The 24,359-nt window shown below is 55.8% G+C and carries 18 protein-coding genes and 1 riboswitch; of the genes, 7 read left to right on the top strand and 11 right to left on the bottom strand.

Going from position 1 to position 24,359, the window contains the following annotated elements; all coding sequences use genetic code 11:
* Positions 1–266: 266 nt before the first annotated feature.
* Both murI and btuB read right to left on the bottom strand, forming a co-directional pair.
* Positions 267–1,118 carry a glutamate racemase gene (murI, locus tag AM410_RS07540; RefSeq protein WP_020883936.1) on the bottom strand — a complete coding sequence of 284 codons (852 nt, stop codon included), beginning with the start codon at positions 1,116–1,118 and terminating at the stop codon, positions 267–269.
* On the bottom strand, positions 1,063–2,913 hold the full coding sequence (gene btuB / locus AM410_RS07535) for a TonB-dependent vitamin B12 receptor BtuB (protein ID WP_049022990.1): 1,851 nt from the start codon (positions 2,911–2,913) through the stop codon (positions 1,063–1,065). Before btuB ends, murI begins: the two co-directional genes overlap by 56 nt.
* A 66-nt stretch (positions 2,914–2,979) precedes the next feature.
* A riboswitch (cobalamin riboswitch) is annotated at positions 2,980–3,155 on the bottom strand.
* A gap of 104 nt (positions 3,156–3,259) precedes the next feature.
* On the opposite strand from btuB, the gene trmA reads away from it, so the two are divergent.
* Positions 3,260–4,360: a tRNA (uridine(54)-C5)-methyltransferase TrmA gene (gene trmA, locus AM410_RS07530; protein ID WP_073397782.1), complete on the top strand. Its 1,101-nt coding sequence runs from the start codon at positions 3,260–3,262 to the stop codon at positions 4,358–4,360.
* Positions 4,361–4,401: 41 nt separating this feature from the next.
* On the opposite strand, the gene AM410_RS07525 is transcribed toward trmA, so the two are convergent.
* The gene (locus AM410_RS07525; protein ID WP_020883939.1) at positions 4,402–4,761 is read right to left on the bottom strand and encodes a YijD family membrane protein; all 360 of its coding nucleotides are present in this window, start codon (positions 4,759–4,761) and stop codon (positions 4,402–4,404) included.
* 9 nt (positions 4,762–4,770) lie between these two features.
* Positions 4,771–5,409: an HTH-type transcriptional repressor FabR gene (fabR, locus tag AM410_RS07520; RefSeq protein ID WP_008501784.1), complete on the bottom strand. Its 639-nt coding sequence runs from the start codon at positions 5,407–5,409 to the stop codon at positions 4,771–4,773.
* A gap of 196 nt (positions 5,410–5,605) precedes the next feature.
* Here fabR and sthA point away from each other — a divergent pair, with 196 nt between their 5' ends.
* Entirely contained in the window at positions 5,606–7,006 is a 1,401-nt protein-coding gene (gene sthA, locus AM410_RS07515; protein WP_014172175.1) for a Si-specific NAD(P)(+) transhydrogenase, read from the top strand.
* Here the strand turns inward: sthA and oxyR are convergent.
* From oxyR to argC, 4 genes are all read right to left on the bottom strand, one after another.
* Complete coding sequence (gene oxyR, locus AM410_RS07510; protein WP_014172176.1) at positions 6,989–7,906, bottom strand: DNA-binding transcriptional regulator OxyR; 918 nt, start codon at positions 7,904–7,906, stop codon at positions 6,989–6,991. The two genes, sthA and oxyR, sit on opposite strands and share 18 nt — an antisense overlap.
* Before the next feature lie 325 nt (positions 7,907–8,231).
* On the bottom strand, positions 8,232–9,605 hold the full coding sequence (argH, locus tag AM410_RS07505; RefSeq protein ID WP_014172177.1) for an argininosuccinate lyase: 1,374 nt from the start codon (positions 9,603–9,605) through the stop codon (positions 8,232–8,234).
* A gap of 78 nt (positions 9,606–9,683) precedes the next feature.
* On the bottom strand, positions 9,684–10,460 hold the full coding sequence (argB, locus tag AM410_RS07500) for an acetylglutamate kinase (protein WP_086462987.1): 777 nt from the start codon (positions 10,458–10,460) through the stop codon (positions 9,684–9,686).
* A gap of 6 nt (positions 10,461–10,466) precedes the next feature.
* Positions 10,467–11,471, bottom strand: a complete 1,005-nt coding sequence (gene argC, locus AM410_RS07495) for an N-acetyl-gamma-glutamyl-phosphate reductase (RefSeq protein WP_047366313.1) — start codon at positions 11,469–11,471, stop codon at positions 10,467–10,469.
* An 88-nt stretch (positions 11,472–11,559) separates the two neighbouring features.
* Between argC and argE the strand changes: the two genes are divergently transcribed.
* The 5 genes from argE to gldA all read left to right on the top strand — a co-directional run bounded on the left by argE (position 11,560) and on the right by gldA (position 18,368).
* Positions 11,560–12,711 (top strand): acetylornithine deacetylase, encoded by a 1,152-nt coding sequence (gene argE, locus AM410_RS07490; protein ID WP_020883942.1) that lies wholly within the window; start codon positions 11,560–11,562, stop codon positions 12,709–12,711.
* A 270-nt stretch (positions 12,712–12,981) separates the two neighbouring features.
* The gene (gene ppc / locus AM410_RS07485) at positions 12,982–15,633 is read left to right on the top strand and encodes a phosphoenolpyruvate carboxylase (RefSeq protein ID WP_014172182.1); all 2,652 of its coding nucleotides are present in this window, start codon (positions 12,982–12,984) and stop codon (positions 15,631–15,633) included.
* Positions 15,634–15,696: 63 nt separating this feature from the next.
* On the top strand, positions 15,697–16,461 hold the full coding sequence (locus AM410_RS07480) for a helix-turn-helix transcriptional regulator (RefSeq protein ID WP_040018280.1): 765 nt from the start codon (positions 15,697–15,699) through the stop codon (positions 16,459–16,461).
* A 128-nt stretch (positions 16,462–16,589) separates the two neighbouring features.
* Positions 16,590–17,252: a fructose-6-phosphate aldolase gene (fsa, locus tag AM410_RS07475; protein ID WP_032679238.1), complete on the top strand. Its 663-nt coding sequence runs from the start codon at positions 16,590–16,592 to the stop codon at positions 17,250–17,252.
* Between the two features lie 12 nt (positions 17,253–17,264).
* Positions 17,265–18,368 (top strand): bifunctional L-1,2-propanediol dehydrogenase/glycerol dehydrogenase, encoded by a 1,104-nt coding sequence (gene gldA / locus AM410_RS07470; RefSeq protein WP_032680077.1) that lies wholly within the window; start codon positions 17,265–17,267, stop codon positions 18,366–18,368.
* A gap of 49 nt (positions 18,369–18,417) precedes the next feature.
* Here the strand turns inward: gldA and katG are convergent, their stop codons facing one another.
* From katG to AM410_RS07455, 3 genes are all read right to left on the bottom strand, one after another.
* Positions 18,418–20,598 (bottom strand): catalase/peroxidase HPI, encoded by a 2,181-nt coding sequence (katG, locus tag AM410_RS07465; RefSeq protein ID WP_108647683.1) that lies wholly within the window; start codon positions 20,596–20,598, stop codon positions 18,418–18,420.
* Positions 20,599–20,807: 209 nt separating this feature from the next.
* Positions 20,808–21,698 carry a methylenetetrahydrofolate reductase gene (gene metF / locus AM410_RS07460; protein ID WP_014172187.1) on the bottom strand — a complete coding sequence of 297 codons (891 nt, stop codon included), beginning with the start codon at positions 21,696–21,698 and terminating at the stop codon, positions 20,808–20,810.
* A 226-nt stretch (positions 21,699–21,924) separates the two neighbouring features.
* Positions 21,925–24,357, bottom strand: a complete 2,433-nt coding sequence (locus AM410_RS07455; RefSeq protein WP_020883947.1) for a bifunctional aspartate kinase/homoserine dehydrogenase II — start codon at positions 24,355–24,357, stop codon at positions 21,925–21,927.
* Positions 24,358–24,359 lie beyond the last annotated feature (2 nt).

Genomic DNA, 24,359 nt, shown 5'->3' with positions numbered 1-24,359 from the left:
GATTGTCTGATAAATTGTTAAAGAGCAGTTGCGACGCGGCTTACAGCTCACCGTCGCGAGGTCACGTATATTACGTTTTCCTCATTCAGAGTCAAGCATTTATTTTTGCTTTTCTCTGTTGGTGTTCATCTCTGAACCCCGCTAACCCGGCGGCTTGTAAGCCGTTGTTCCGTGTCAGTGGAGGCGCATTATAGGGAGTTCTCAGACGTTGACAACCCCTCTTTTAAAAAAAACGTTCAACCGTCTCTTTTTTGCTCAAAATCGTGCTACAGCGCCAGTTTTTCGAGCGTTTCAAAGCCATAACGGCGTAAAACGGGCAAAAGTTGCTCGGTCTCGTTGGTGATGGCCATACAAAAAGCGATGTTTGCATCGGCAGATTTTGCATCCGGGGCTTCATGTTCCAGCAACCAGGCCGTACGTCGGGCTATAGCCGCCCCCGAATCCACCAGCCGCGTGCCCTCAGGCAGAACTTCTAATAACTCTTCCTGTAATAGAGGGAAATGGGTACACCCCAGCACAACGGTGTCCGGTGGCTCCGGCATCCGCAGCCACGGGCGGAGAATACGGCGCAACTCTTCAAGCGGCACTGCCTTTCCGTGCAGCTTCGCTTCGGCGATCTCGACCAGTTCCGCCGAACCGAGCATCGCAATCTGGCATTCGTTGGCAAAGCGGTCGATTAACTCGCGCGTATAAGGACGCTTCACCGTGCCTCGCGTTGCCAGTAAACCAACAATGCCATTTGCCGTCAGACGTGCGGCAGGCTTTATTGCAGGAACAACGCCTACAACCGGGAACTGGAATTTTTCGCGCAATGCAGGAAGCGATACTGTACTGGCCGTGTTACAGGCGATGACCGCCAGCGAGAGGGGATAACGCTTTTGTACCGCGGTGACGATTTCAACCACACGCTCAACAATAAAGTCTTCACTCTTTTCCCCATACGGGAACGCGACGTTATCAAAGGCGTAAATGTAATGGAGATCCGGCAGAAGATGTCGGATCTCATCATAGACCGAAAGCCCACCGACGCCGGAATCAAATACCAGCACGGTGGGACGCGGATTAGAAGGTGTAGCTGCCAGACAAGGTGTATTCCCGTCCTGCAGTTTGGTAGCCATAAACTGTCTCGTAATCTTTATCGAACAGGTTGGCTATTTTACCACGAACTGTAAGGTGAGAGGTGACAGGATATGAAACTGCGACATCCCACAGGCTTACGCCGCCCATTTTCACACGTTCTGTAGAATAGGTATTCGGATCGACCGCAACGTCATAGCGTGTACCCAAATAACGATAGGAAACGTTCCAGTCAAGATCCCATACCTGCCAATCAAGCTGATACTTAACCTGTTGCTTAGAACGGCGAGCCAGAACTTCATTGGTTTTGGTGTTACGTGGGTCAACATAGTCATAGGAAATCTGGTGCCCTACCGGACCTGTTTCAAACTGCGCCGTGGCCTCAATGCCTTTGATACGGGCTTCGTCCACATTGTAGTAACGGTAGTTTGCGTCGTAGCCAATGAGGTTATCAATGTCGTTACGATAACCTGTTACGCGCCAGTTAACCGGCCCCGTCAAACCTTCAAAGCCCCCTTCCCACTGTTTACTCTCTTCAGGCTTAAGGTCAGGATTGCCATATTTCTCACTGTGAATCTGGCTCATTGTCGGTGCTTTATAAGCCGTGCCATATGAACCAATAATCCGGTAACCATCGATAAACTCCCACGCAGCACTGGTTTGCCACGTAGCATGATTGCCAAAATTCGAGTTATCATCGTTACGTGCCGCAGCTTCTAGCGTGATGCTATCAAATTGCTGCATCGCCGAGAGAAAGACGCCCGTATTGCGCTGCTCATAGCCGTTATCCATAGTACTAGAACCAGCCTGAGTTTTTTGTTTCTGCCAGTCCAGGCCCGCACCTATATTACCATGACCTACTTCAAGGGAATTTAACCACTGTGTGGTGTACTGCTTCACATCGTCCGTCGTTGCGGAATCTGAATAACGCCCTTTCTTCGGGTCATAGTTCTGATCTTTGCTGCGACCATAACCTATGGCCAACTGCGATTTAAATATCCCCTGACTGTAGCGCAGGCCCGTATCCCAGTTTTGACTGTAGAGTTGGCGCGTATCCGGTCGTCCATCAACGTTAAAGTTAGCATCGTAATGGTCATAGCCGTCGTACGCAGTGCGATTGTCGTAACCAAAGCCGCGGAAAAAACCACTTACGCTATCGGTAATTTGCTGTTCCACAGAACCGTAAAGTGACTTACTCATAAAACCGTCACGATCCGGTTGACGCGGAGCATCTTTCGCACCGATATCGAAACCACGGGTATAAGTGTAATTACCCGCCATGGTGATTTTGGTTTTTTCCAGTACTTGCTGGAAAGAACCATCATAGGTCTGATACCCCTTAGAACCTACGCCTGCAGAAATTTCTGCACCCGGTTTATCTCGCCCTGTGATGATATTGATCACGCCACCAATCGCGTCAGAGCCATACAGCGCAGAACGCGGACCGCGAATATATTCGATGCGTTGAATCAGCGATGTTGGAATTTGGCTAAGGTCAGGAACATTGCTGATCCCTGCATTGTTTAGAGGAATACCATCAATCAATACCAGAACATGACGGGATTCCGTACCGCGAATAAATGTAGAAGAGGTTGCGCCCAAGCCGCCACTTTGCGCGATATCTACCCCGGGTAAACGCGACATCACTTCAACAACACTCTTTGCCTGCCAGCGATCAATATCCTCGCGCGTCACCACAGACGTTGGTGCAAGAACGGTATTAACAGGTTGCTCAAAACGGTTTGCTGTCACCACCAACGAGTCGTCGCTATCCTGCGCCCAGCCCGAAAATGCCGTGACGGACAACGCCGTCAACAGCGATACTTTTTTAATCATTGTTAAAGCATCCACAATATAAGAAGGATGCCGCAGGCTTCATCTATAGCACGCGATGACGAAACCAAATGCGACGTGATCCCGGCAGGTCTTCGGGCTAGGTGGCGTTTTGCGGATGAAGACTTCCCATTTTCACAGTGTCTACAATTCTCATCCCGCCAGTCTTTACCGCTGCGCGTCAGCTCCAGATTTTCACTGGATTCCCTTTTCACTCTCAGGAGACCGGAAACAGAATGCTACAATTAGACACGTATAGATGTCCAGATAGCTATTGGCCATTAAATCTGGACATCCACTGCACAATCCCTACAATCCCCGCGTAATTCTTTATCACTCAGGACGCATCATGACCCCCGAACACCTCCCAACAGAACAGTACGACGCACAGCTGGCAGAGAAAGTTGTCCGCCTGCAAAGTATGATGACGCCTTTCAACGCGCCCGTTCCTGAGGTGTTCCGCTCGCCCGTTAGCCACTACCGCATGCGTGCGGAATTCCGCATCTGGCACGAAGGTGACGACCTGTACCACATCATTTTCGATCAGCAGACGAAGTCCCGCATTCGGGTTGACAGTTTCCCGGCGGCGAGTGAACTCATCAACCAGCTCATGACGCTGATGATCGACGGCGTACGCAACAACCCTGTGCTGCGCCACAAGCTGTTCCAGATTGATTATCTGACCACACAAAGCAACCAGGCGATTGTCTCTCTGCTGTATCACAAAGCGCTGAATGACGAATGGCGCGAGCAGGCAGAAGCGCTGCGCGATGCCCTGCGCGCGCAGAACATCAACATTCACCTGATTGGTCGTGCGACAAAAACCAAAATCATGCTGGATCAGGATTTCATCGACGAACGTCTGTCGGTGGCGGGAAAAGAGATGGTGTACCGCCAGGTTGAGAACAGCTTTACCCAGCCAAACGCAGCAATGAACGTACAGATGCTGGACTGGGCGCTGAAGGCGACCGAAGGGTCAAAGGGCGATCTGCTTGAGCTGTACTGCGGGAACGGCAACTTCTCCCTGGCGCTGGCGCGTAACTTTGAGCGCGTCCTGGCGACGGAGATTGCCAAGCCGTCCGTTGCCGCTGCACAGTACAACATTGCCGCCAATCACATCGACAATGTGCAGATCATCCGTATGTCTGCAGAAGAGTTCACGCAGGCCATGAATGGCGTACGTCAGTTTAATCGCCTGGAGGGGATCGATCTGAAGAGCTACCAGTGTGAGACGATTTTTGTCGATCCGCCGCGCAGTGGCCTGGACAGCGAAACCGAGAAGATGGTGCAGGCGTACCCGCGTATTTTGTACATATCCTGTAACCCGGAAACGCTGTGCAAGAATCTCGAAACATTAAGCCAGACGCACAATGTTGAACGTCTGGCTCTCTTCGATCAGTTCCCGTATACGCACCATATGGAGTGCGGCGTACTTCTCACCGCGAAGTAACGTGATGGCAGGCAGGTCAACCTGCCTGCAACCCCACTCTCTTACTCCGGCAGCTCGTGCTTGCGGCTACGCATGCGCGAGCCAATCCAGAACACCAGCGCCACGGAAAGTACCGCCGGCAGGAAGTTAGAACCGATATCCGGATACTCTGCACGCACCACGGTGCTATACAGCAACACGCCAAGAATAAAGCAGGCCGCGGCCAGCCCAGGCAACCCGACCGGCATGGTGCGGTTCAGGTAACGCTGATGCAGACAGTACACCGTCAGCACCAGCGCAATGAGCGGGAAAATAGAAAATGGAACGATCGAGCTGAACACAGCCGCAAACGTGCCATTAATTGATAAGCCAGCGATCAATGCCAGCAACAGCGTACCCTTATCCTGACCTGACTGTTTCATTACTCACCTTCACTCTTCGGTTTGATGTGCCAGTTTCTCTTGTTCACGGCGATACCAGTAGTACGCGCCTTTGGAGATCATCCTGAGCTGTAATACCAGTCGCTCTTCGAGCTGCTTGCGTTGTTCGATGCTGACATCCAGCGCTTCGGCACCCGCGCTGAAAACAATCGTCACCATCGCCTCAGCCTGTGCTTCAGTGAACGCACGCGGCATATGGTTTTCGAGTTCAAGATAATCGGCAAGTTCCGCGATAAAATGCTGAATTTCACGCGCCACAGCGGCACGGAACGCGGCTGATGTTCCGGAACGTTCCCGCAACAGCAGGCGAAACGCGTTGGGGTTATTGCCAATAAATTCCATAAAGGTCGACACAGAGGTGCGGATCACGCTCCCCCCTTTAGCAATACGCTGCCGCGCCTGGCGCATAAGCTGACGCAGCATCAGCCCGCTCTCGTCGACCATGGTCAGACCCAGTTCATCCACATCACGGAAATGACGATAGAAGGACGTTGGCGCAATCCCGGCCTCGCGCGCAACTTCACGCAGGCTTAAACTGGCAAAACTACGCTCGGCACTCAGTTGACTGAATGCGGCTTCCACCAGCGAACGCCGGGTTTTCTCTTTTTGTTGTGCTCTTACGCCCATCACGATAGTTGAATCCTTCCAAAGGCCTGATGGCACTATACCAGAGAATAAAATTAATCTGTTTGCCTGGCTTTGTGAATGATTGTTTACGTACGGTTTGTGCTCCACTGCCGGAAAAAAGCACAACGATAATTGGGTTACTCGGGCAATGATGTTATGATTCTGTTGCTTTTATGTATAAGAACAGGTAAGCCTTACCATGCCACATTCCTACGATTACGACGCAATTGTGATAGGTTCCGGCCCCGGCGGCGAAGGCGCTGCTATGGGACTGGTGAAACAGGGAGCCAGAGTAGCGGTGATAGAGCGCTACCATAACGTTGGCGGTGGTTGCACCCATTGGGGCACCATCCCTTCCAAAGCCCTCCGCCATGCCGTTAGCCGCATTATTGAATTTAACCAGAACCCTCTTTACAGCGACCACTCCCGACTTCTTCGTTCCTCCTTTGCTGACATCCTGAATCATGCGGATACCGTTATTAACCAGCAGACACGGATGCGCCAGGGGTTTTATGAGCGTAACCACTGTGAAATTTTGCAGGGCAATGCGCACTTTGTTGATGAACACACCCTGGCACTCGAATGCCACGACGGGTCGGTCGAAACCATCACGGCGGAAAAATTTGTCATCGCCTGTGGTTCACGCCCGTACCATCCGGCAGACGTGGACTTCTCCCACCCGCGCATTTACGACAGCGACTCCATCCTGAGCCTGCACCACGAACCCCGTCATGTGATTATCTATGGCGCAGGGGTGATTGGCTGCGAATATGCGTCGATCTTCCGGGGTATGGACGTGAAAGTTGACCTGATCAACACCCGCGACCGCCTGCTGGCCTTCCTCGATCAGGAAATGTCAGACTCGCTCTCTTACCACTTCTGGAACAGCGGCGTGGTGATTCGCCACAACGAAGAGTACGAGAAAATTGAAGGCTGCGACGACGGTGTGATCATGCATCTGAAATCGGGCAAGAAGCTGAAAGCAGACTGCCTGCTGTACGCCAACGGCCGTACCGGTAACACTGATTCTCTGGCTCTGGAAAATATCGGGCTCGAAACCGACAGCCGCGGTCAGCTGAAGGTGAACAGCATGTACCAGACAGCCCTGCCGCATGTGTATGCTGTCGGTGATGTTATCGGTTATCCAAGCCTGGCTTCTGCAGCATACGATCAGGGACGCATCGCGGCGCAGGCGCTGGTGAAAGGCGAAGCGACGGCACATCTGATCGAAGATATTCCGACAGGTATTTATACTATCCCGGAAATCAGCTCCGTCGGGAAAACCGAGCAGCAGCTGACGTCAATGAAGGTGCCTTACGAGGTGGGTCGCGCACAGTTTAAACATCTGGCGAGGGCGCAAATCGTGGGAATGAGCGTGGGTACGCTGAAGATCCTGTTCCATCGCGAGACGAAAGAGATCCTCGGTATTCACTGCTTTGGTGAACGCGCGGCGGAGATTATTCATATCGGCCAGGCGATCATGGAGCAAAAAGGTGGTGGTAACACCATCGAGTACTTCGTTAACACCACCTTCAACTACCCGACCATGGCGGAAGCCTATCGGGTCGCGGCACTGAACGGCTTAAACCGCCTGTTTTAACGCATTGTCAAAATGGCCATCCATCGAACCACGGATGGCCTCTGCCAGCTGCTCATAGCGGCTGCGCAGCGGTGAACCCGGACGATAAACCAGACCAATGGTACGACGTGGCTCTGGTTTAATGCATGGCAGATAAACCACGCCGTCACGTTTACGTTCGCGCGGCACGGCCAGTGCCGGCAGCAATGTGATCCCACTGCCCGCCGCCACCATATTCCGCAGCGTTTCAAGGCTGGTTGCGCGGAAATGGGTATCCTCGTCAGCACCCGCTTCGAAGCAGAAGCCCATCGCCTGATCGCGCAGGCAGTGACCATCTTCCAGCATCAGCAGTTTTTCACCGGCCAGATCGGCCATCGGCACGCGATCGCGGTTCGCCCACGGGTGATCTTCATAGATCGCCAGCATCATGGGCTCATCAAACAGCGGCACTTCGATAAAAGCTTCGCTCTCTTTGACCAGCGCCAGAATGGCACAGTCGAGCTTGCCGCTGTCTAACTGCGCCAGCAGCTGATGGGTTTGCGCTTCATGCAGATACATTTCGAGTTTCGGGAACGTCTGATGCAGCATTGGAATGATGTGCGGTAACAGGTACGGGCCAACGGTTGGGATCAGGCCAATATGCAACGGGCCGGACATCGCCTCCCCCTGCTGGCTTGCCATTTCCTTGAGCACTTTGACCTCGCGCAGCACGGTGCGCGCCTGATCCACCAGCAGCAGACCTGCCTGGGTGAACAGTACCTTACGACTGGTGCGCTCCAGCAGCATCACGCCCAGCTCGTCTTCCAGCTTGCGGATCTGGCCGCTCAGGGTAGGCTGGCTGACGTGGCAGGAATCTGCCGCGCGGCGAAAATGGCGGTGCTCGGCTAACGCTACCAGGTATTCAAGATCACGAATATTCATTATTCATCCTCCGTCGCCACGATAGTTCATGGCGATAGATAGCATAGCAACGAACGATTATCCCTATCAAGCCTTCTGTTGAATAATACACCACATAGACGAGGCGGAACGTGTTTGACCCTTGACGTCCCCGCACCGTCAGCGAGTTTCTCTCAAAACTCGAACAACTAAAGCCAACGTGAACTTTTGCGGACCCCGTGGTCCGCATTTTTTTTGCGTAAAAAGGCCGGGGATAAAAGCAAAATGGCAACCGAAGTTGCCATTTTTAGTGTTTACGCCCTCTCCCCGTGGGAGAGGGCGGGGTGAGGGCACCAGCCCGCACTCATCAAACCAGCCGGTTTTTCGCATCCGCAATCGCCTGCGCGACCTGCTTCGGTGACACGCCGCCTTTCGCTGCACGCTTATCCAGACAAGACTGCAACGCCAGAATCGGATACACATCATCACCGATAACAGCACTGAATTTCTGCAGGTCGGTCAGCGGCAACGCTTCCAGCGCCTTACCCTGACGAATGGCTTCAACCACCGCTTCACCGACAATATGGTGCGCTTCACGGAACGGTACGCCTTTCGCCACCAGGTAATCGGCAAGCTCGGTCGAGTTTGCATAGCCCTGCTGCGCCGCTTCCTGACAACGCGGGCGTTTCACCTGAATGCCATCCAGCACCAGCGCGCCCATATGCAGGCAGTCCAGCCAGGTATCGAGCGCGTCGAACAGCCCTTCTTTGTCTTCCTGCATATCTTTGTTATACGCCAGCGGCAGCCCTTTCAGGGTCATCATCATGCCGGTCAGCGCGCCCTGCACACGGCCACACTTACCGCGGATAAGCTCCAGCGCATCCGGGTTTTTCTTCTGTGGCATCAGGGAGGAGCCTGACGTCACGCGGTCAGACAGCTCAACAAACCCGGCTTCACCGGAGTTGAAGAAAATCAGGTCTTCGGCAAAGCGCGACAGATGCACCATGCCGATAGACGCATTGGAAAGCAGCTCCAGCACGTGATCACGGTCAGAGACACTGTCCAGGCTGTTACGGGTGGCTGAAGCAAAGCCCAGCCAGCCTGCCAGCTGATCACGGTCGATTTCATAGGCCGTCCCTGCCAGCGCACCGCTGCCCAGCGGGCTCACGTCCAGACGCTTCAGGGTATCCTGCAGACGGCTTTCATCACGCGCCAGCATCTCAACGTAGGCCAGACACCAGTGCGCAAAGGTTACCGGCTGCGCACGCTGCAGGTGGGTATAACCCGGCATCACCGCATCCTGGTTGTTCTGCGCGGTTTCCACCAGCGCGCCCTGCAGCTGACGGTTGGCTGCCAGCAGTTCACCAACGGTATCTTTACACCACAATTTCAGATCAGTCGCGACCTGGTCGTTACGGCTACGCCCGGTATGCAGTTTTTTACCCAGTTGGCCGACTTTATCGATGAGTTTCCCTTCCACCCAGCTGTGAATATCTTCCGCATCGCTGGCGAGGATCTGCTGCGGGTCAAGACGCACCTCTTCCAGCAGGTTATTCAGCGCCTCTTCCAGCTGCAGCTGTTCGTCTGCGGTCAGAACGCCCACGGTGACCAGCGCTTTGGACCAGGCCACAGAGCCGACGATATCCTGCTCGGCCAGGCGGTAGTCGAAGCGCAAAGAGTCGTTGAACTGTTTGAACCGTTGATCCGCTGCCTGTGTAAAACGCCCACCCCAAAGTGCCATAACATGCTTCCTTAATATCTTTGAATTTCATTGCCCGGCTGCGCTGCGCTGACCGGGCCTGCAGAATCGGTAAATTGCTTACGCCAGAATACGCGTGCCAATCGGCGTGCCGTTAAACAACGCCGGGAGTTGCTCCGCGTGGCGCCAGGAGGCGATGTCCACCGGACGTCCGAGCGTACGCGCAGCATCCAGCGCCGCATTGACTTTGACGATCATGCCGTCGGTAATAATGCCCTGCTCGATAAGCTGTTCGGCTTTCGCTGCGGTCATTTCCGCAATACGCTGGCCTTTGCCGTCGAGAATACCGCTTACGTCAGAGAGCAGAATCAGGTCCGCGCCCAGCGTAGCCGCCAGAGCCGTTGCCGCCTGGTCTGCATTGACGTTCATCAGCTCGCCCTCTTCGGTCACCCCGATAGAGCTCACCACCGGCAGAAATCCTCCTTCCAGCAGCATGTTAATCAGCTTAGGCGAACCAGGCTGTGCCAGTCCAACGTGTCCGAGCTCTTCGTCGAGCTGGGTCACTTTTACGCTGTCACCATCGCCCAGGCACAGACCGACTGAGGCGATATGGTGTTTCTTCGCCCACGCCAGCAGCGTTTTGTTCGCCGTCCCCGCCAGGGCACCGGTAATAATATCAATCTGGTCAGCAGGCGTGACGCGCAGGCCATTTTTCTTTTTCACCGGCAGGTTGAGCCCTTTCATCAGCTCATCAACCACGCAGCCGCCGCCGTGCACAATCACCAGCGGACGTTGGTGTGATTCGCGATAGTTCACCAGCGCGGTAAAAAGACGCTCCAGCGCTTCTTCGCTGTCCAGCAGTACACCACCGAGTTTGATAATTAATGGGTTCATCATCACACCTTAAATAAGAGCCTGGGTTTCCGGGAAACCGAAACGAATATTTGCACACTGCATTGCCTGCGCGGCAGCGCCTTTAAGTAAGTTATCTTCCGCAGCCACCACAATCAGGTGCTCACCCTGCACGGCAAAGCCAATGTCGCAGAATGGCAGGCCAACCACGTTTTTCAGCGCCGGCACGCCTTTGTCGTACAGGCGCACCAGCGGTTTGTCCGCATAGGCCTGCGTAAAGGCTTCGCTCACCTGTTCGTGGGTCACGCCGGGTTTCAGGCGGCAGGTGATGGTTTCGAGGATCCCACGCGGGAAGCTGCCCAGATGCGGCGTGAAGATGACATCCGCACCCAGATGCGTCGTGATTTCAGGGTGATGGCGGTGATTGAACACGCCATACGGCTGAAGGCTCACTTCGCAGAAGCTGTTGGCAATAGCGGCTTTACGCCCCGCGCCGCTGACACCACTGGTGGCGTTGATCACCGGCCACTGGTTCAGATCCAGCAGGTCTGCGTCGATCAGCGGCTTCAGAGAAAGCTGTGCCGCCGTCGGATAACAGCCCGGCACGGCAACCAGATCCGCTTCCTTCAGTTTATCTGTGCTCCACTCCGCCAGGCCGTATACCGCTTTTTCCAGCAGCTCAGGGTGTTGATGGGTGAAACCGTAATATTTTTCGTAGAACGCGCCGTCATTCACACGGAAGGCGCCGGAGAGGTCGAACACCACACAGCCGGCCACCAGACAGTGCGGAACCAGGTCGTGGCTGACTTCGTGCGCGGTAGCTAAAAACACCACGTCAACGCCGTCGGTGAACGCGCGGATGTCAGACATTGGCTGCAGCGGCAGATCAACAATGCCTTTAAGTTGCGGATGCAAATCGGAAATTAACTTTCCTGCATCATTGCTTTGCGCTGACACGGTCAAAGCGGTTATGGTCATATGAGGATGGCGATTCACGTAGCTTACAAGCTCTGCGCCCGCATAACCGCTAGCGCCTACAATCAGCGTATTCAACATCGGGTTCCTTTATGCTCAACGTTAATGTATTTTTATTCACATTTATTGCATGAATATTGATACTATCACGACCTAAGGTGTGTCAACAATGAAAATGAACTTACCGCCATTTATCGAGATTTACCGCGCCCTGATTGCCACACCCTCCATCAGTGCGACCGAAGAAGCGCTGGATCAGAGCAATGAGTCTTTAATCAATCTGCTGGCAGGTTGGTTTAGCGATATTGGGTTTAACGTTGAGGTTCAGCCCGTTCCCGGAACACGCCATAAATTTAACCTGCTCGCCAGTACCGGACAGGGTGCCGGCGGCCTGCTGCTGGCCGGTCATACCGATACCGTTCCCTTTGACGATGGCCGCTGGACGCGCGATCCGTTCACCCTGACCGAGCATGACAACAAGCTTTACGGTCTGGGCACCGCCGACATGAAAGGCTTTTTTGCTTTTATCCTCGATGCGCTGCGTGACGTGGACGTGACAACGCTGAAGAAACCGCTCTACATTCTGGCCACTGCCGATGAAGAGACCAGCATGGCCGGCGCGCGCTACTTCTCTGAAAACACCTCAATTCGCCCGGATTGCGCCATTATTGGTGAACCAACGTCACTGCAGCCAATCCGCGCCCACAAAGGCCATATCTCCACGGCGGTGCGCGTGCTGGGCCAGTCAGGCCACTCCAGCGATCCGGCGCGCGGCGTCAACGCCATCGAACTGATGCACGACGCCATCGGCCGCATCATGCAGTTGCGCGACTCGCTGAAAGAGCGTTATCACTACGACGCATTCACCGTGCCTTACCCGACGCTGAACCTCGGCAGCCTGCACGGTGGCGATGCATCCAACCGTATCTGCGCCTGCTGCGAACTGCATATGGATATCCGTCCGCTGCCGGGCATGACGCTGAGCGATCTCGACGGCCTGTTGACCGAAGCGCTGGCGCCGGTCAGCGAGCGCTGGCCGGGCCGCCTGACGGTCTCCGAGCTTCATCCGCCGATCCCTGGCTACGAATGTCCGCCGGATCATCAACTGGTTGAAGTCGTGGAAAAGCTGCTCGGCGAGAAAACCGACGTGGTGAACTATTGCACCGAAGCACCGTTTATTCAGACCCTGTGTCCTACGCTGGTGCTTGGCCCGGGTTCCATCAACCAGGCTCACCAGCCGGATGAATATCTGGAAACGCGCTTTATCAAACCGACCCGTGAACTGATTACCCAGGTCGTGCATCACTTCTGCTGGCATTAAAATGCCCCTGAGGGTTCCCTCTCCCGGTGGGAGAGGGTCAGGGTAAGGGCAACAAATCCCGCGATCTTCGTCACATTCCCATAAGCATCTCTTATCTGACGCAAAGCGAATTAAATTTCGTAAATTACCCACATTTATTCGTTTGCTGAACCGTTTTCGCAGCAATTGACGACGGGGGTTTTACGTGGCTTTATAAAGGGAGATGACAAAATATTGTCCAAAAGATTTTCGATTGGGCATAAACAAAAATGATGGGGTGACTGGGTTTTTATGAACGAACAATATTCCGCGTTGCGTAGTAATGTCAGTATGCTCGGCAAAGTGCTTGGAGATACCATCAAAGATGCGTTGGGGGAAAACATCCTCGACCGCGTTGAAACCATCCGCAAGCTGTCAAAATCTTCCCGTGCAGGTAACGAGGCCAGTCGTCAGGAGCTGCTCACCACCTTGCAGAACCTTTCTAACGATGAGCTGCTGCCCGTTGCCCGCGCCTTCAGCCAGTTTCTGAACCTGGCAAACACCGCTGAGCAATACCACAGCATTTCGCCGAATGGCGAAGCTGCCAGCAACCCGGAAGTCATTGCCCGTACGCTTCGTAAACTGAAAGACCAGCCAGACCTCAACGAAGACATCATCAAAAAAGCGGTGGAGTCCCTTTCGCTGGAGCTGGTTCTGACCGCTCACCCAACCGAAATCACTCGCCGCACCCTGATCCACAAAATGGTGGAAGTGAACAACTGCCTCAAACAGCTGGATAACAAAGACATTGCTGACTACGAGCGCAACCAGCTGATGCGCCGTCTGCGCCAGCTGATTGCCCAGTCCTGGCACACCGATGAAATTCGTAAGCATCGTCCAAGCCCGGTCGACGAAGCCAAATGGGGCTTTGCGGTGGTGGAAAATAGCCTGTGGGAAGGGGTGCCGAACTACCTGCGTGAGCTGAACGAGCAGCTGGAAGCGAATCTGGATTACCGCCTGCCGGTCGATTTTGTGCCGGTACGCTTCACCTCCTGGATGGGCGGCGACCGTGACGGCAACCCGAACGTCACCGCGGAAATTACCCGCCACGTGCTCCTGTTGAGCCGCTGGAAAGCAACCGACCTGTTCCTGAAAGATATTCAGGTATTGATCTCCGAGCTGTCGATGGTAGAGGCCACGCCTGAACTGCGCGCGCTGGCCGGCGAAGAAGGTGCCAGCGAGCCGTATCGTTTCCTGATGAAAAAACTGCGTGGCCAACTGATGGCGACGCAGGCCTGGCTGGAAGCGCGTCTGAAAGGCCAGCGCCTGCCGAAGCCGGAAGGCCTGCTGAGCCAGAACGAGCAGCTCTGGGAGCCGCTGTATGCCTGCTATAAATCACTGCAGGCCTGCGGAATGGGCATCATCGCGAATGGCGAACTGCTCGACACCCTGCGTCGCGTGAAGTGTTTCGGCGTGCCGCTGGTGCGTATTGACGTCCGTCAGGAAAGCACCCGTCATACCGAAGCGCTGGGCGAACTGACCCGCTATCTCGGCATCGGCGACTATGAAAGCTGGTCCGAAGCGGACAAACAAGCCTTCCTGATCCGCGAACTGAACTCCAAGCGTCCCCTGCTGCCACGTAACTGGGAGCCAAGCAACGAAACCCGCGAGGTGCTCAACACCTGTAAAGCGATCGTTGATGCGCCGAAAGGATCGGTGGCTGCCTATGTGATCTCCATGGCGAAAACGCCGTCTGACGTGCTGGGCGTTCACCTTCTGCTCAAAGAAGCCGGTATCGACTATGCCCTTCCGGTTGCACCGCTGTTTGAAACCCTTGATGACCTGAACAACGCCAACGACGTCATGACGCAGCTGCTGAATATCGACTGGTACCGCGGCTTTATTCAGGGCAAACAGATGGTGATGATTGGCTATTCCGACTCCGCAAAAGACGCGGGCGTCATGGCGGCATCCTGGGCGCAGTATCAGGCACAGGATGCGTTGATCAAAACCTGTGAAAAAGCGGGCATCGAACTGACGCTGTTCCACGGACGCGGCGGCTCGATTGGCCGTGGTGGCGCGCCAGCGCATGCGGCACTGCTGTCACAACCGCCGGGAAGCCTGAAAGGCGGCCTGCGCGTGACCGAACAGGGCGAGATGATCCGCTTCAAGTACGGCCTGCCGGAAGTGACCATCAGCAGCCTGTCGCTCTATACCAGTGCAATTCTGGAAGCGAACCTGCTGCCACCACCAGAGCCGAAAGAGTCCTGGTGCCATATCATGGACGAGCTGTCAGATATCTCCTGCGATCTGTACCGCGGCTATGTGCGTGAAAACAAAGATTTTGTGCCTTACTTCCGTTCAGCTACCCCTGAGCAGGAGCTGGGTAAACTGCCGCTGGGTTCACGCCCGGCTAAACGCCGCCCGACCGGTGGTGTAGAGTCTCTGCGTGCCATCCCGTGGATCTTCGCCTGGACCCAGAACCGTCTGATGCTGCCCGCCTGGCTGGGCGCAGGCGCGGCGCTGCAGAAAGTGGTGGAAGATGGCAAACAGAACGAACTGGAAACCATGTGCCGCGACTGGCCATTCTTCTCCACCCGTCTGGGTATGCTGGAGATGGTCTTCTCGAAAGCAGACCTGTGGCTGGCGGAATACTACGATCAGCGTCTGGTGAAGCCTGAGCTGTGGACGCTGGGTAAAGAGCTGCGCGAACTGCTGGAAGACGACATCAAAGTGGTGCTGGACATTGCTAACGACTCGCACCTGATGGCGGATCTGCCGTGGATTGCCGAGTCCATCCAGCTGCGTAACATCTACACCGACCCCCTGAACGTCCTGCAGGCGGAGCTGCTGCACCGTTCACGTCTGGCGGAAGAAGAAGGTAAAGAGCCGGATCCACGCGTCGAACAGGCGTTGATGGTGACGATTGCAGGCGTTGCGGCAGGTATGCGTAACACAGGCTAATCCATTGGCTTCATACAGGCCCGGCAGCGCTAACGCTGCCGGGCGATATCCGGTATTCACGCCATGCACCACGACATCAGCACCCTTCTGACCGACCTCATTAATGGCACCGTCGCGCTACGTGACGTACGGTTTGTCGCCCCGCCCGACCCACACTCCCGCACAACGCCTTGCCTGGTCATTAACCTCGATAATGCCTGCGAAGCGTGGTTTTCTTCCTCTGCGGAGGGGTTACTTCATACCGGTCACGCGCTCAGCATCAGCTTCGGTAAACAGCAGCTGTCGCTTCGTCTTTATCGGGATAACGTGCTTATACAGCACCAGCAGGTTGCCCGGCGCGGCCCCCGAACCGGAGCGTTTCTCCTGCAAACGCTGGCCGAGCTGCAGATGCAGCCTGATGAACAGGAAACGGCCAGACTGGTGGTACTGAGTATGCTCAGCCACTGTCGCGATCTTCTTGGCAGCGACATTCATACTGACAGCCGCAGTCGTGCTTTGTTTGAAGCCATCCGGCGCTATCTCGATGAACATCACGCCTCACCGCTGACCCGCGATTCCGTGGCGCGGGCGTTTTATATTTCACCCAACTACCTTTCACATCTGTTTCAGAAGACCGGGAACGTGGGGTTCAATGAATACCTGACCCAAACGCGTCTGGAACACGCGCGCCAGTTGCTCAAGGGTTATGATCTAAAAATCAAAGACATTGCCGCCCGCTGCGGCTTTACAGACAGCAACTACTTCTGCCGCCTCTTTCGTAAACATACCGAACGCTCCCCTTCCGAGTACCGCCGCCAGTATCACAGCCAGCTGACTGCCAAAAACTAGCATTGTGATCGCCCTCTCACTTCACTAAGCACATTACATTTGTCCAGTATTTGGCAAAATTGACCTGTATCCCCGGCCAGCAGCCCCACCTTATCCTTAAGTTAACCCTTCTGACTTAAGGAAAAATAATGGAACTGTATCTGGATACCGCCAACGTGGCAGAGGTTGAGCGCCTGGCGCGCATTTTTCCGATTGCCGGCGTCACCACCAACCCGAGCATTGTAGCCGCCAGCGGCGAAACCCTCTGGAACGTACTGCCGCGTCTGCAAAACGCCATCGGGCCACAGGGTACGCTGTTTGCCCAGACCATGAGCCGTGAAGCCGAAGGGATGGTGGCAGAAGCCAAACGCCTGAGTAACGCCATTCCTGACATCGTGGTGAAAATCCCGGTGACCGCGCAGGGCCTTATAGCGATAAAAATGCTGAAAAAAGAGGGCATAACCACGTTGGGCACGGCCGTTTACAGCGCCGCTCAGGGTTTACTAGCCGCGCTGGCGGGAGCGAAATATGTCGCACCGTATGTTAACCGCGTCGACGCTCAGGGCGGGGACGGCATTCGTATGGTACAGGAGCTGCAATCCCTGCTCGAACGGCACGCCCCAGAAAGCAGCGTACTGGCCGCCAGCTTCAAAACACCACGTCAGGCGCTGGACTGCCTGCTCGCCGGATGTGAAGCAATCACGCTTCCTTTAGATGTAGCGCAACAAATGCTCGGCACCCCGGCGGTAGAGTCAGCCATAGAGAAGTTTGAGCACGACTGGAAAAACGCGTTTGGTAACCTCAACCTCTAAGGGAGATCTGTTATGGACCGTATCATTCAATCGCCGGGGAAATATATCCAGGGCGCTGATGTTCTCACCCGTCTCGGCGACTATCTGAAACCACTGGCAACACGCTGGCTGGTTGTGGGTGATAAGTTTGTGCTGGGTTTTGCACAAGAGACCTTGCTTGAGAGTTTCAAAAAAGCGGAAATTCATGCTGAAATCGTGCCCTTCGGGGGCGAATGTTCGCAAAACGAAATCGATCGCCTGAAAAAACGGGCCGACGGCGCCGACTGTATGGCGGTGCTCGGTATCGGCGGCGGGAAAACGCTGGATACCGCCAAAGCGCTGGCGCATTTTATGGACGTACCCGTTGCCATCGCCCCGACTATCGCCTCCACCGACGCCCCGTGCAGCGCCCTTTCCGTCATTTATACCGACAGCGGTGAATTCGATCGCTACCTGATGCTGCCGCATAACCCGAACATGGTGATTGTCGACACCCGGGTGGTGGCTGGCGCTCCGCCGCGTCTGCTGGCCGCCGGGATAGGCGATGCCCTTGCCACCTGGTTTGAAGCGCGCGCCTGTTCCCGTAGCGGCGCAATCACGATGGCGGGCGGAAAATGTACCCAGGCTGCGCTAGCCCTCGCCGAGCTGTGCTACAACACGTTAATTGAAGAGGGTGAGAAAGCGATGCTCGCGGCCGGGCAGCACGTGGTCACACCGGCGCTGGAGCGCATCATTGAAGCCAATACCTATCTGAGCGGCGTTGGATTTGAAAGCGGTGGACTGGCGGCCGCACACGCCATTCACAACGGAATGACCGCCGTGCCGGAGGCACATTCGTTCTATCACGGTGAAAAAGTGGCGTTTGGGACGCTGACGCAACTGGTGCTGGAAAATGCCCCGGTAGAGGAAATTGAAACCGTCGCGGCGCTGTGTCACAGCGTAGGTTTGCCCATCACGCTGGCACAACTGAATATTAAAGAGGATATTCCGCTTAAAATGCGGCTGATTGCCGAGGCTGCCTGCGCAGAGGGGGAAACCATTCACAACATGCCAGGCGGGGTGTCACCTGATCAGGTTTACGCGGCGCTGCTGGTGGCCGATCAGTACGGGCAACGGTTCCTGCGGGAGTGGGCGTAACCGGTATGGCCGGATAATAAAAAAATCCCCGCCGAAGCGGGGATTGTATTTACTGCAGATCAAACCGATCCAAATCCATCACCTTCGCCCAAGCGGCAACAAAGTCGCGGACGAATTTCTCATGGGCGTCGCTGCTGGCGTAAACCTCGGCCAGCGCGCGCAGCACGGCGTTCGAACCGAATACCAGATCGGCACGCGTGGCGGTGTATTTCACTTCACCGCTGGCGCGATCGCTGCCGGCAAACAGCTCGTTTGATTCATTGGTCGCTTTCCACTGGGTATTCATGTCCAGCAGGTTCACGAAGAAATCGTTACTCAGCACGCCTTCACGATGGGTGAACACGCCGTTCTGACTGCCATCGAAGTTCGCCCCCAGTACGCGCAGACCGCCAATCAGCACAGTCAGTTCTGGTGCAGTGAGCGTCAGCTGCTGGGCCTTATCAATCAACAGAGACTCGGTAGTGGAGGCATCAACCTGTGCACGGTAGTTACGGAAGCCATCGGCAATCGGTTCGAGCAGGTTAAACATCTCGATATCCGTCTGATCCTGGCGCGCATCAACGCGGCCCGGCGTGAACGGTACATTGACGTAAACGCCGGCCTCTTTCGCCGCCTGTTCAACACCCACCACACCTGCCAGCACGATGATATCGGCCAGTGACGCTTTATTCGTGGTACGCTGAATAGCTTCCAGAGCGGGTAACGCGCGAACCGCTGCGGCGTTAACTTCCCAGTCGCGCTGAGGTGCCAGTGCCAGACGCGCACCGTTGGCGCCGCCACGCTTATCGCCACCGCGGAAGGTCGATGCAGACGCCCAGGCAACGGAAACCATGTCGCTCACGGACAGACCCGAGGCAATGATTTCCGCTTTCAGACTCTCTATGTCCTCTTTGGTCGGGTTGAACACCGCCTGCGGCAGTGGATCCTGCCAGATGAGATCTTCTTTCGGCACTTCCGGACCAATGTAACGCGCTTTTGGCCCCATATCACGGTGGGTCAGCTTGAACCACGCGCGCGCAAAGGCTTCGTTAAAGGCCTGCGGATCGTTCAGGAAGCGGCGGGAGATTTTCTCGAACTCGGGGTCAAAACGCAGCGTCAGATCGGTGACCAGCATCGTCGGTTTGCGCTTTTTCGACGGGTCGAACGGATCAGGCATAATGTCTGGTGCATCCACGGCTTCGAACTGAATCGCACCCGCCGGGCTGCGGGTCTGCACCCACTCGTATTTGAACAGGTTCTCGAAGAAGTAGTTACTCCACTGGGTCGGCGTTTGTGACCAGATGACTTCCAGCCCGGAGGTGATCGCATCTGCGCCAACGCCGGTACCGTGCGTACTGGTCCAGCCCAGACCCTGCGCTTCAATTGGCGCGGCTTCCGGGTCGGCGCCGACATGGGTCGCCTCACCTGCACCGTGGGTTTTACCGAGGGTATGACCGCCTGCAATCAACGCAACGGTCTCTTCGTCGTTCATCCCCATGTTGCCAAAGGTGGCACGGATCGCCGCGGCCGCTGACAGCGGTTCACCGCTGGCGTTTGGCCCTTCCGGGTTAACGTAAATCAGCCCCATTTCGGTGGCTGCCAGTGGGCGCTTCGCCAGTGCTTCCGGGTCACGGTGGGTGAGCCAGGCTTTTTCATCACCCCAGTTCACGTCCATATCCGGCTCCCAGACATCTTCACGCCCGGCCCCAAAACCAAAGGTACGGAAGCCAGAGTTCTCCAGCGCCACGTTACCGGCAAGGATGAAGAGGTCAGCCCAGGAAATTTTTTGACCGTATTTTTGCTTGATAGGCCACAGGAGACGGCGCGCTTTATCCAGACTTACGTTATCTGGCCAGGAGTTCAGGGGGGCAAAGCGCTGTTGACCGCGCCCTGCGCCACCGCGACCGTCAACGGAGCGATAGGTACCTGCGCCGTGCCAGGCCATACGGATAAACAGGCCCGCATAGCTGCCCCAGTCGGCTGGCCACCACGGCTGAGAGTCGGTCAGAAGTGCTTTGAGATCGCCCTTGAGCGCTGAGTAATCGAGTTTGCTGAATTCTTTGCGGTAGTCAAAGTCTTCACCCAGAGGGTTAGAACGGTTGGAATGTTGATTAAGAAGATCGACGCGGAGTTGTTTTGGCCACCAGTCGCGGCTGCCTGTGCCTGCCCCCGCGCTGTGATCGACGCTGCCCTGATGGAACGGGCACTTGCCGATTGATGCCGCATTATTGCTGTCGTCTGACGTGCTCATCGCTATGCTCCCTTTTACAGTGTTACGGTTACGATATACGCCCTTGTTGATAAGGTATAGTTGAGATAACCCACAGATTCGATAGTTAATTCCGTTTAATTTCCCATTGAAAGTATGTGCGTTCTGTACGTCAAAGGCAGCATTGCTGATATGGCGGGTAAATAAAACCCTTATAAATCAAAAAACCCTCCGAAGAGGGCTTCTATTTGTTATGCGCCAGGCCGAACACCCAGCGTATGGCAAATGGCGTAACTCATTTCCGCGCGGTTGAGCGTATAGAAGTGGAAATCCTTCACCCCTTCACGACTCAAGATCTTCACCATGTCCATCGCGATGTTTGCGCCCACCAGCTTGCGTGTTTCCGGGTCATCGTCCAGCCCTTCGTACATTTTAGACATCCAGTGCGGAATGCGCACATTGGTCATATCGGCAAATTTCTTCGCCTGTTTGAAGTTAGAGACCGGCAAAATTCCCGGGATAATTTCGACGTCGATGCCCGCGGACACACAGCGGTCACGAAAGCGCAGGTAGCTTTCCACATCAAAGAAGAACTGGGTAATGGCGCGGTTCGCACCGGCGTCAACTTTACGCTTCAGGTTAAGCAGATCCGCCTGGGCGCTTTTCGCTTCCGGGTGAACTTCAGGGTAAGCGGCAACGGAAATGTCGAAGTCTGCGACCTCTTTCAGCAGCGCGACCAGATCGGTAGCGTACATGTCCGGTTTACCGCTCCCCGGCGGCAGGTCACCGCGCAGGGCGACGATATGGCGAATACCGTTGTTCCAGTAGTCCTGGGCAATGGCACGCAACTCATCGCGCGTCGCGTCGATACAGGTCAGGTGCGGAGCCGCTTCCAGACCCGTACGGTCCTTAATGCCTTTAATGATGCTGTGCGTACGGTCACGCTCACCGGAGTTGGCACCGTAGGTGACGGAGACAAACTTCGGTTTCAGGCTGCTCAGGCGATCGATAGAGCTCCAGAGGGTTTGCTCCATTTCACTGGTGCGCGGCGGGAAAAATTCAAAAGAGACGTTAATCTGACCATTTACTTCGGCCAGGCTCTGATTCAGGGCTTCCCGCTGGTTGGCGTGAAAAAAGCTCATACCTTACCTCATCAATCGCGTGTCATTGTGTGTTGTGTTTCGAACTTCTATACGTTTAGACGTCCAGATGTAAAAATGACGGAAAAGCGGAGGGACGTCAACAGAAATAATCGCCAGGAATGGTGAGGAATGCTCAGGGAAGATGAAGGGAGTTCATGATGGCGGGTGAGTGCGGTCTGATGCCCTCACCCTGTCCCTCTCCCACCGGGAGAGGGAACAAGAAAGATTACAGCAGTTTAGCCAGACGGTTAATGTCGGACTGGATAGCCCCGGCGGTCACATCGCGCCCCGCACCCGGGCCACGGATCACCAGTGGGTTATCACGGTACCAGCGGCTTTCAATGGCGAAAACATTATCGCACGGCAGCAGTGCCGCCAGCGGATGTTCAGGACGAACCGCCTCGACACCCACACGTGCTTTTCCGTTCGCTTCGAAACGCGCCACGTAGCGCAGCACCAGCCCCATCTCGTTTGCCGCTTCCAGACGTTGCACCATCTGCTCGTTCAGCTCTTCGCCGTTCTCGAAGAAATGGTCGACAGAGTCGTCCTCACAGCCAGCAGGCACCAGCGACTCAACGCGGACGGCATCAGGTTCGATGTCATAACCGGCTTCACGCGCCAGGATCACCAGCTTACGCATAACGTCTTTACCGGAGAGGTCAACGCGTGGGTCAGGCTCCGTTAAGCCCTGCTGCCATGCCTGATCCACCAGGTCAGTGAACGGTACGGTGCCATCAAACTGCAGGAACAGCCAGGAGAGCGTGCCGGAGAAGATGCCACTCAGCGCCAGAATGCTGTCGCCGCTTTCAATCAAATCACGCACGGTATGGTTAACCGGCAAGCCAGCGCCCACCGTGGCGTTATACAGCCAGTGACGGCCTGTCTTTTCAAACGCGTCGTGGATTTGACGGTACTTGTCCGTGCTGCTCGCCCCCGCCAGCTTATTGGCGCTAATAACATGGAAACCGTGGCTGGCAAAATCAAGATACTGATCGGCAAGCTGTTCACTGGCGGTCACGTCCAGTACCACCAGATCGTCATACGGGTGCGCGCGCATCCAGAGGAACAGCGACTCTTCGTCCTGTTCAACCGCTTCATCGTTAAAGAAGGCCAGCGCCCGGCTGGCGTCCAGCCCTTCGTAGTTCAACAGGCTGCGGCGGCTGTCCACCACGCCCGCGAGAATAAATTCAAACCCGGTACGCGCTGAGAGGGTCACCTGCTCGCGAGCGAACAGCTCCAGCCAGCGTGAGCCGATGTTTCCTTTGCCAAACAGCACCAGTCCAATGCGTTTCTCCGCACGGAACAGAGAGGTATGCAGCCCCTGAATCAGACTCTCGGTGGGTCCTTTACGCAGTACGGCCACCAGGCTGATGCCCTCTTCCGACTGCCAGGTGAATTCAACCGGCTGGCCTTTCAGCTGCTGCCAGAAACGGTGGCAGTGCAGCGGGTTGCGGGTAACGCCCGCCCCCACCATCGCCACCAGCGCCAGACCCTGACGCAGGCGAAGCTCGCCCGGCAGGCCCGCTTCATCAAGAATTTTCAGGGCGCTGTCCGCCACTTCAGCGGTGTAGCAGAACTGCAGCAGCTGGCGATCGTTATGCACGCCAACGGCGAGCGGACGCACCTGGGCGCGTTTGAGGATCAGGTCGATGTCTTTGTGTGCCAGTTTGAAATCCTGGCCCGCCGGGACCTGGAACTCAATCAGGCAGATGTCGTCATGGCTGGTCACAATTCGCGCCCCCGTACCGGACGCCAGGACGCGTTCGATACGGGTAGAGCCTTGATCCGGGGTGTAACTACAGCGCAGCTGCAGGTCGATGTCGCTCCCGGAAACGGGCTGTAGCGTGCGCGCATGCAGAACCGGTGCCGCCAGGCGGGCCAGCTCGCTGGCCTCGTCCAGACGCAGCAGCGGCAACAGGCAGGCATCTTTCACTTTACGCGGGTCAGCACTGTAGACACCGGCCACGTCGCTCCAGATGGTGACGCGGGAAACGCCTGCCAGCGCACCAATTTGCGTCGCTGAGTAGTCAGAGCCGTTACGTCCCAGCAGCACGGTTTCACCGGCACTGCTGCGGCTGATAAAGCCGGTCACCACAATACGTTTGCCCGGATGCTGAACCAGCAGCTGTTGCAGCAGCGGATATGACAAGCCTTCATCCACCTGCGGCTGAGCGGCGCGTTCGGCGCGCAGGAAGTCGCGCGCGTCAAGCCAGGCCGCATCCACGCCCAGGTGTTGTAGCACGGCCGCCATCAGGCGCGCAGACCACACTTCACCGTGACCGACCACCTCGGCATACACCGCGTCGGTAATACCGCTGTCCAGCAGGGCAGCCAGACGCTCAAGGTCATGCGTAAAGGCGCTAATCAACCCGTCCGCGACGTCCGCTGGCAGTAAGCCGGCAATCAGCTCACTCTGGTAACGACGTAAGGACTGTTGCACCTGATGCGCAGAAAGGCGATCGGTCTGACTCAGTTTGAGCCAGCTAATCAACTGGTTGGTGGTGCTGCCAGCCGCGGAGACAACCATCATGTCCCCCGGCTGCGAATACTCTGTCATGATCCCTGCGACACGCAGGTAACACTTCACATCAGCAAGACTACTACCACCAAACTTGTGCAGTTGACGACCCTTCGCCCCTGCCTGCGCTATCACACTCATGA

This window comes from Enterobacter cloacae complex sp. FDA-CDC-AR_0164 (genome assembly GCF_003071645.1).
GTDB lineage: Bacteria > Pseudomonadota > Gammaproteobacteria > Enterobacterales > Enterobacteriaceae > Enterobacter > Enterobacter ludwigii.
Note: the sequence above shows the minus strand (reverse complement) of the source record. Positions and strands in the feature narration are given on the sequence as shown.

Excerpts from the sequence above, each read along its gene's own strand:
- metF (WP_014172187.1), bottom strand. The coding sequence starts at position 21,698 with ATGAGCTTTTTTCACGCCAACCAGCGGGAAGCCCTGAATCAGAGCCTG.
- murI (WP_020883936.1), bottom strand. The coding sequence starts at position 1,118 with ATGGCTACCAAACTGCAGGACGGGAATACACCTTGTCTGGCAGCTACA.
- argC (WP_047366313.1), bottom strand. The coding sequence starts at position 11,471 with ATGTTGAATACGCTGATTGTAGGCGCTAGCGGTTATGCGGGCGCAGAG.
- argH (WP_014172177.1), bottom strand. The coding sequence starts at position 9,605 with ATGGCACTTTGGGGTGGGCGTTTTACACAGGCAGCGGATCAACGGTTC.
- argE (WP_020883942.1), top strand. The coding sequence starts at position 11,560 with ATGAAAATGAACTTACCGCCATTTATCGAGATTTACCGCGCCCTGATT.
- ppc (WP_014172182.1), top strand. The coding sequence starts at position 12,982 with ATGAACGAACAATATTCCGCGTTGCGTAGTAATGTCAGTATGCTCGGC.
- fsa (WP_032679238.1), top strand. The coding sequence starts at position 16,590 with ATGGAACTGTATCTGGATACCGCCAACGTGGCAGAGGTTGAGCGCCTG.
- sthA (WP_014172175.1), top strand. The coding sequence starts at position 5,606 with ATGCCACATTCCTACGATTACGACGCAATTGTGATAGGTTCCGGCCCC.
- AM410_RS07480 (WP_040018280.1), top strand. The coding sequence starts at position 15,697 with ATGCACCACGACATCAGCACCCTTCTGACCGACCTCATTAATGGCACC.
- btuB (WP_049022990.1), bottom strand. The coding sequence starts at position 2,913 with ATGATTAAAAAAGTATCGCTGTTGACGGCGTTGTCCGTCACGGCATTT.
- AM410_RS07525 (WP_020883939.1), bottom strand. The coding sequence starts at position 4,761 with ATGAAACAGTCAGGTCAGGATAAGGGTACGCTGTTGCTGGCATTGATC.
- AM410_RS07455 (WP_020883947.1), bottom strand. The coding sequence starts at position 24,357 with ATGAGTGTGATAGCGCAGGCAGGGGCGAAGGGTCGTCAACTGCACAAG.
- katG (WP_108647683.1), bottom strand. The coding sequence starts at position 20,598 with ATGAGCACGTCAGACGACAGCAATAATGCGGCATCAATCGGCAAGTGC.
- argB (WP_086462987.1), bottom strand. The coding sequence starts at position 10,460 with ATGATGAACCCATTAATTATCAAACTCGGTGGTGTACTGCTGGACAGC.
- gldA (WP_032680077.1), top strand. The coding sequence starts at position 17,265 with ATGGACCGTATCATTCAATCGCCGGGGAAATATATCCAGGGCGCTGAT.
- trmA (WP_073397782.1), top strand. The coding sequence starts at position 3,260 with ATGACCCCCGAACACCTCCCAACAGAACAGTACGACGCACAGCTGGCA.
- oxyR (WP_014172176.1), bottom strand. The coding sequence starts at position 7,906 with ATGAATATTCGTGATCTTGAATACCTGGTAGCGTTAGCCGAGCACCGC.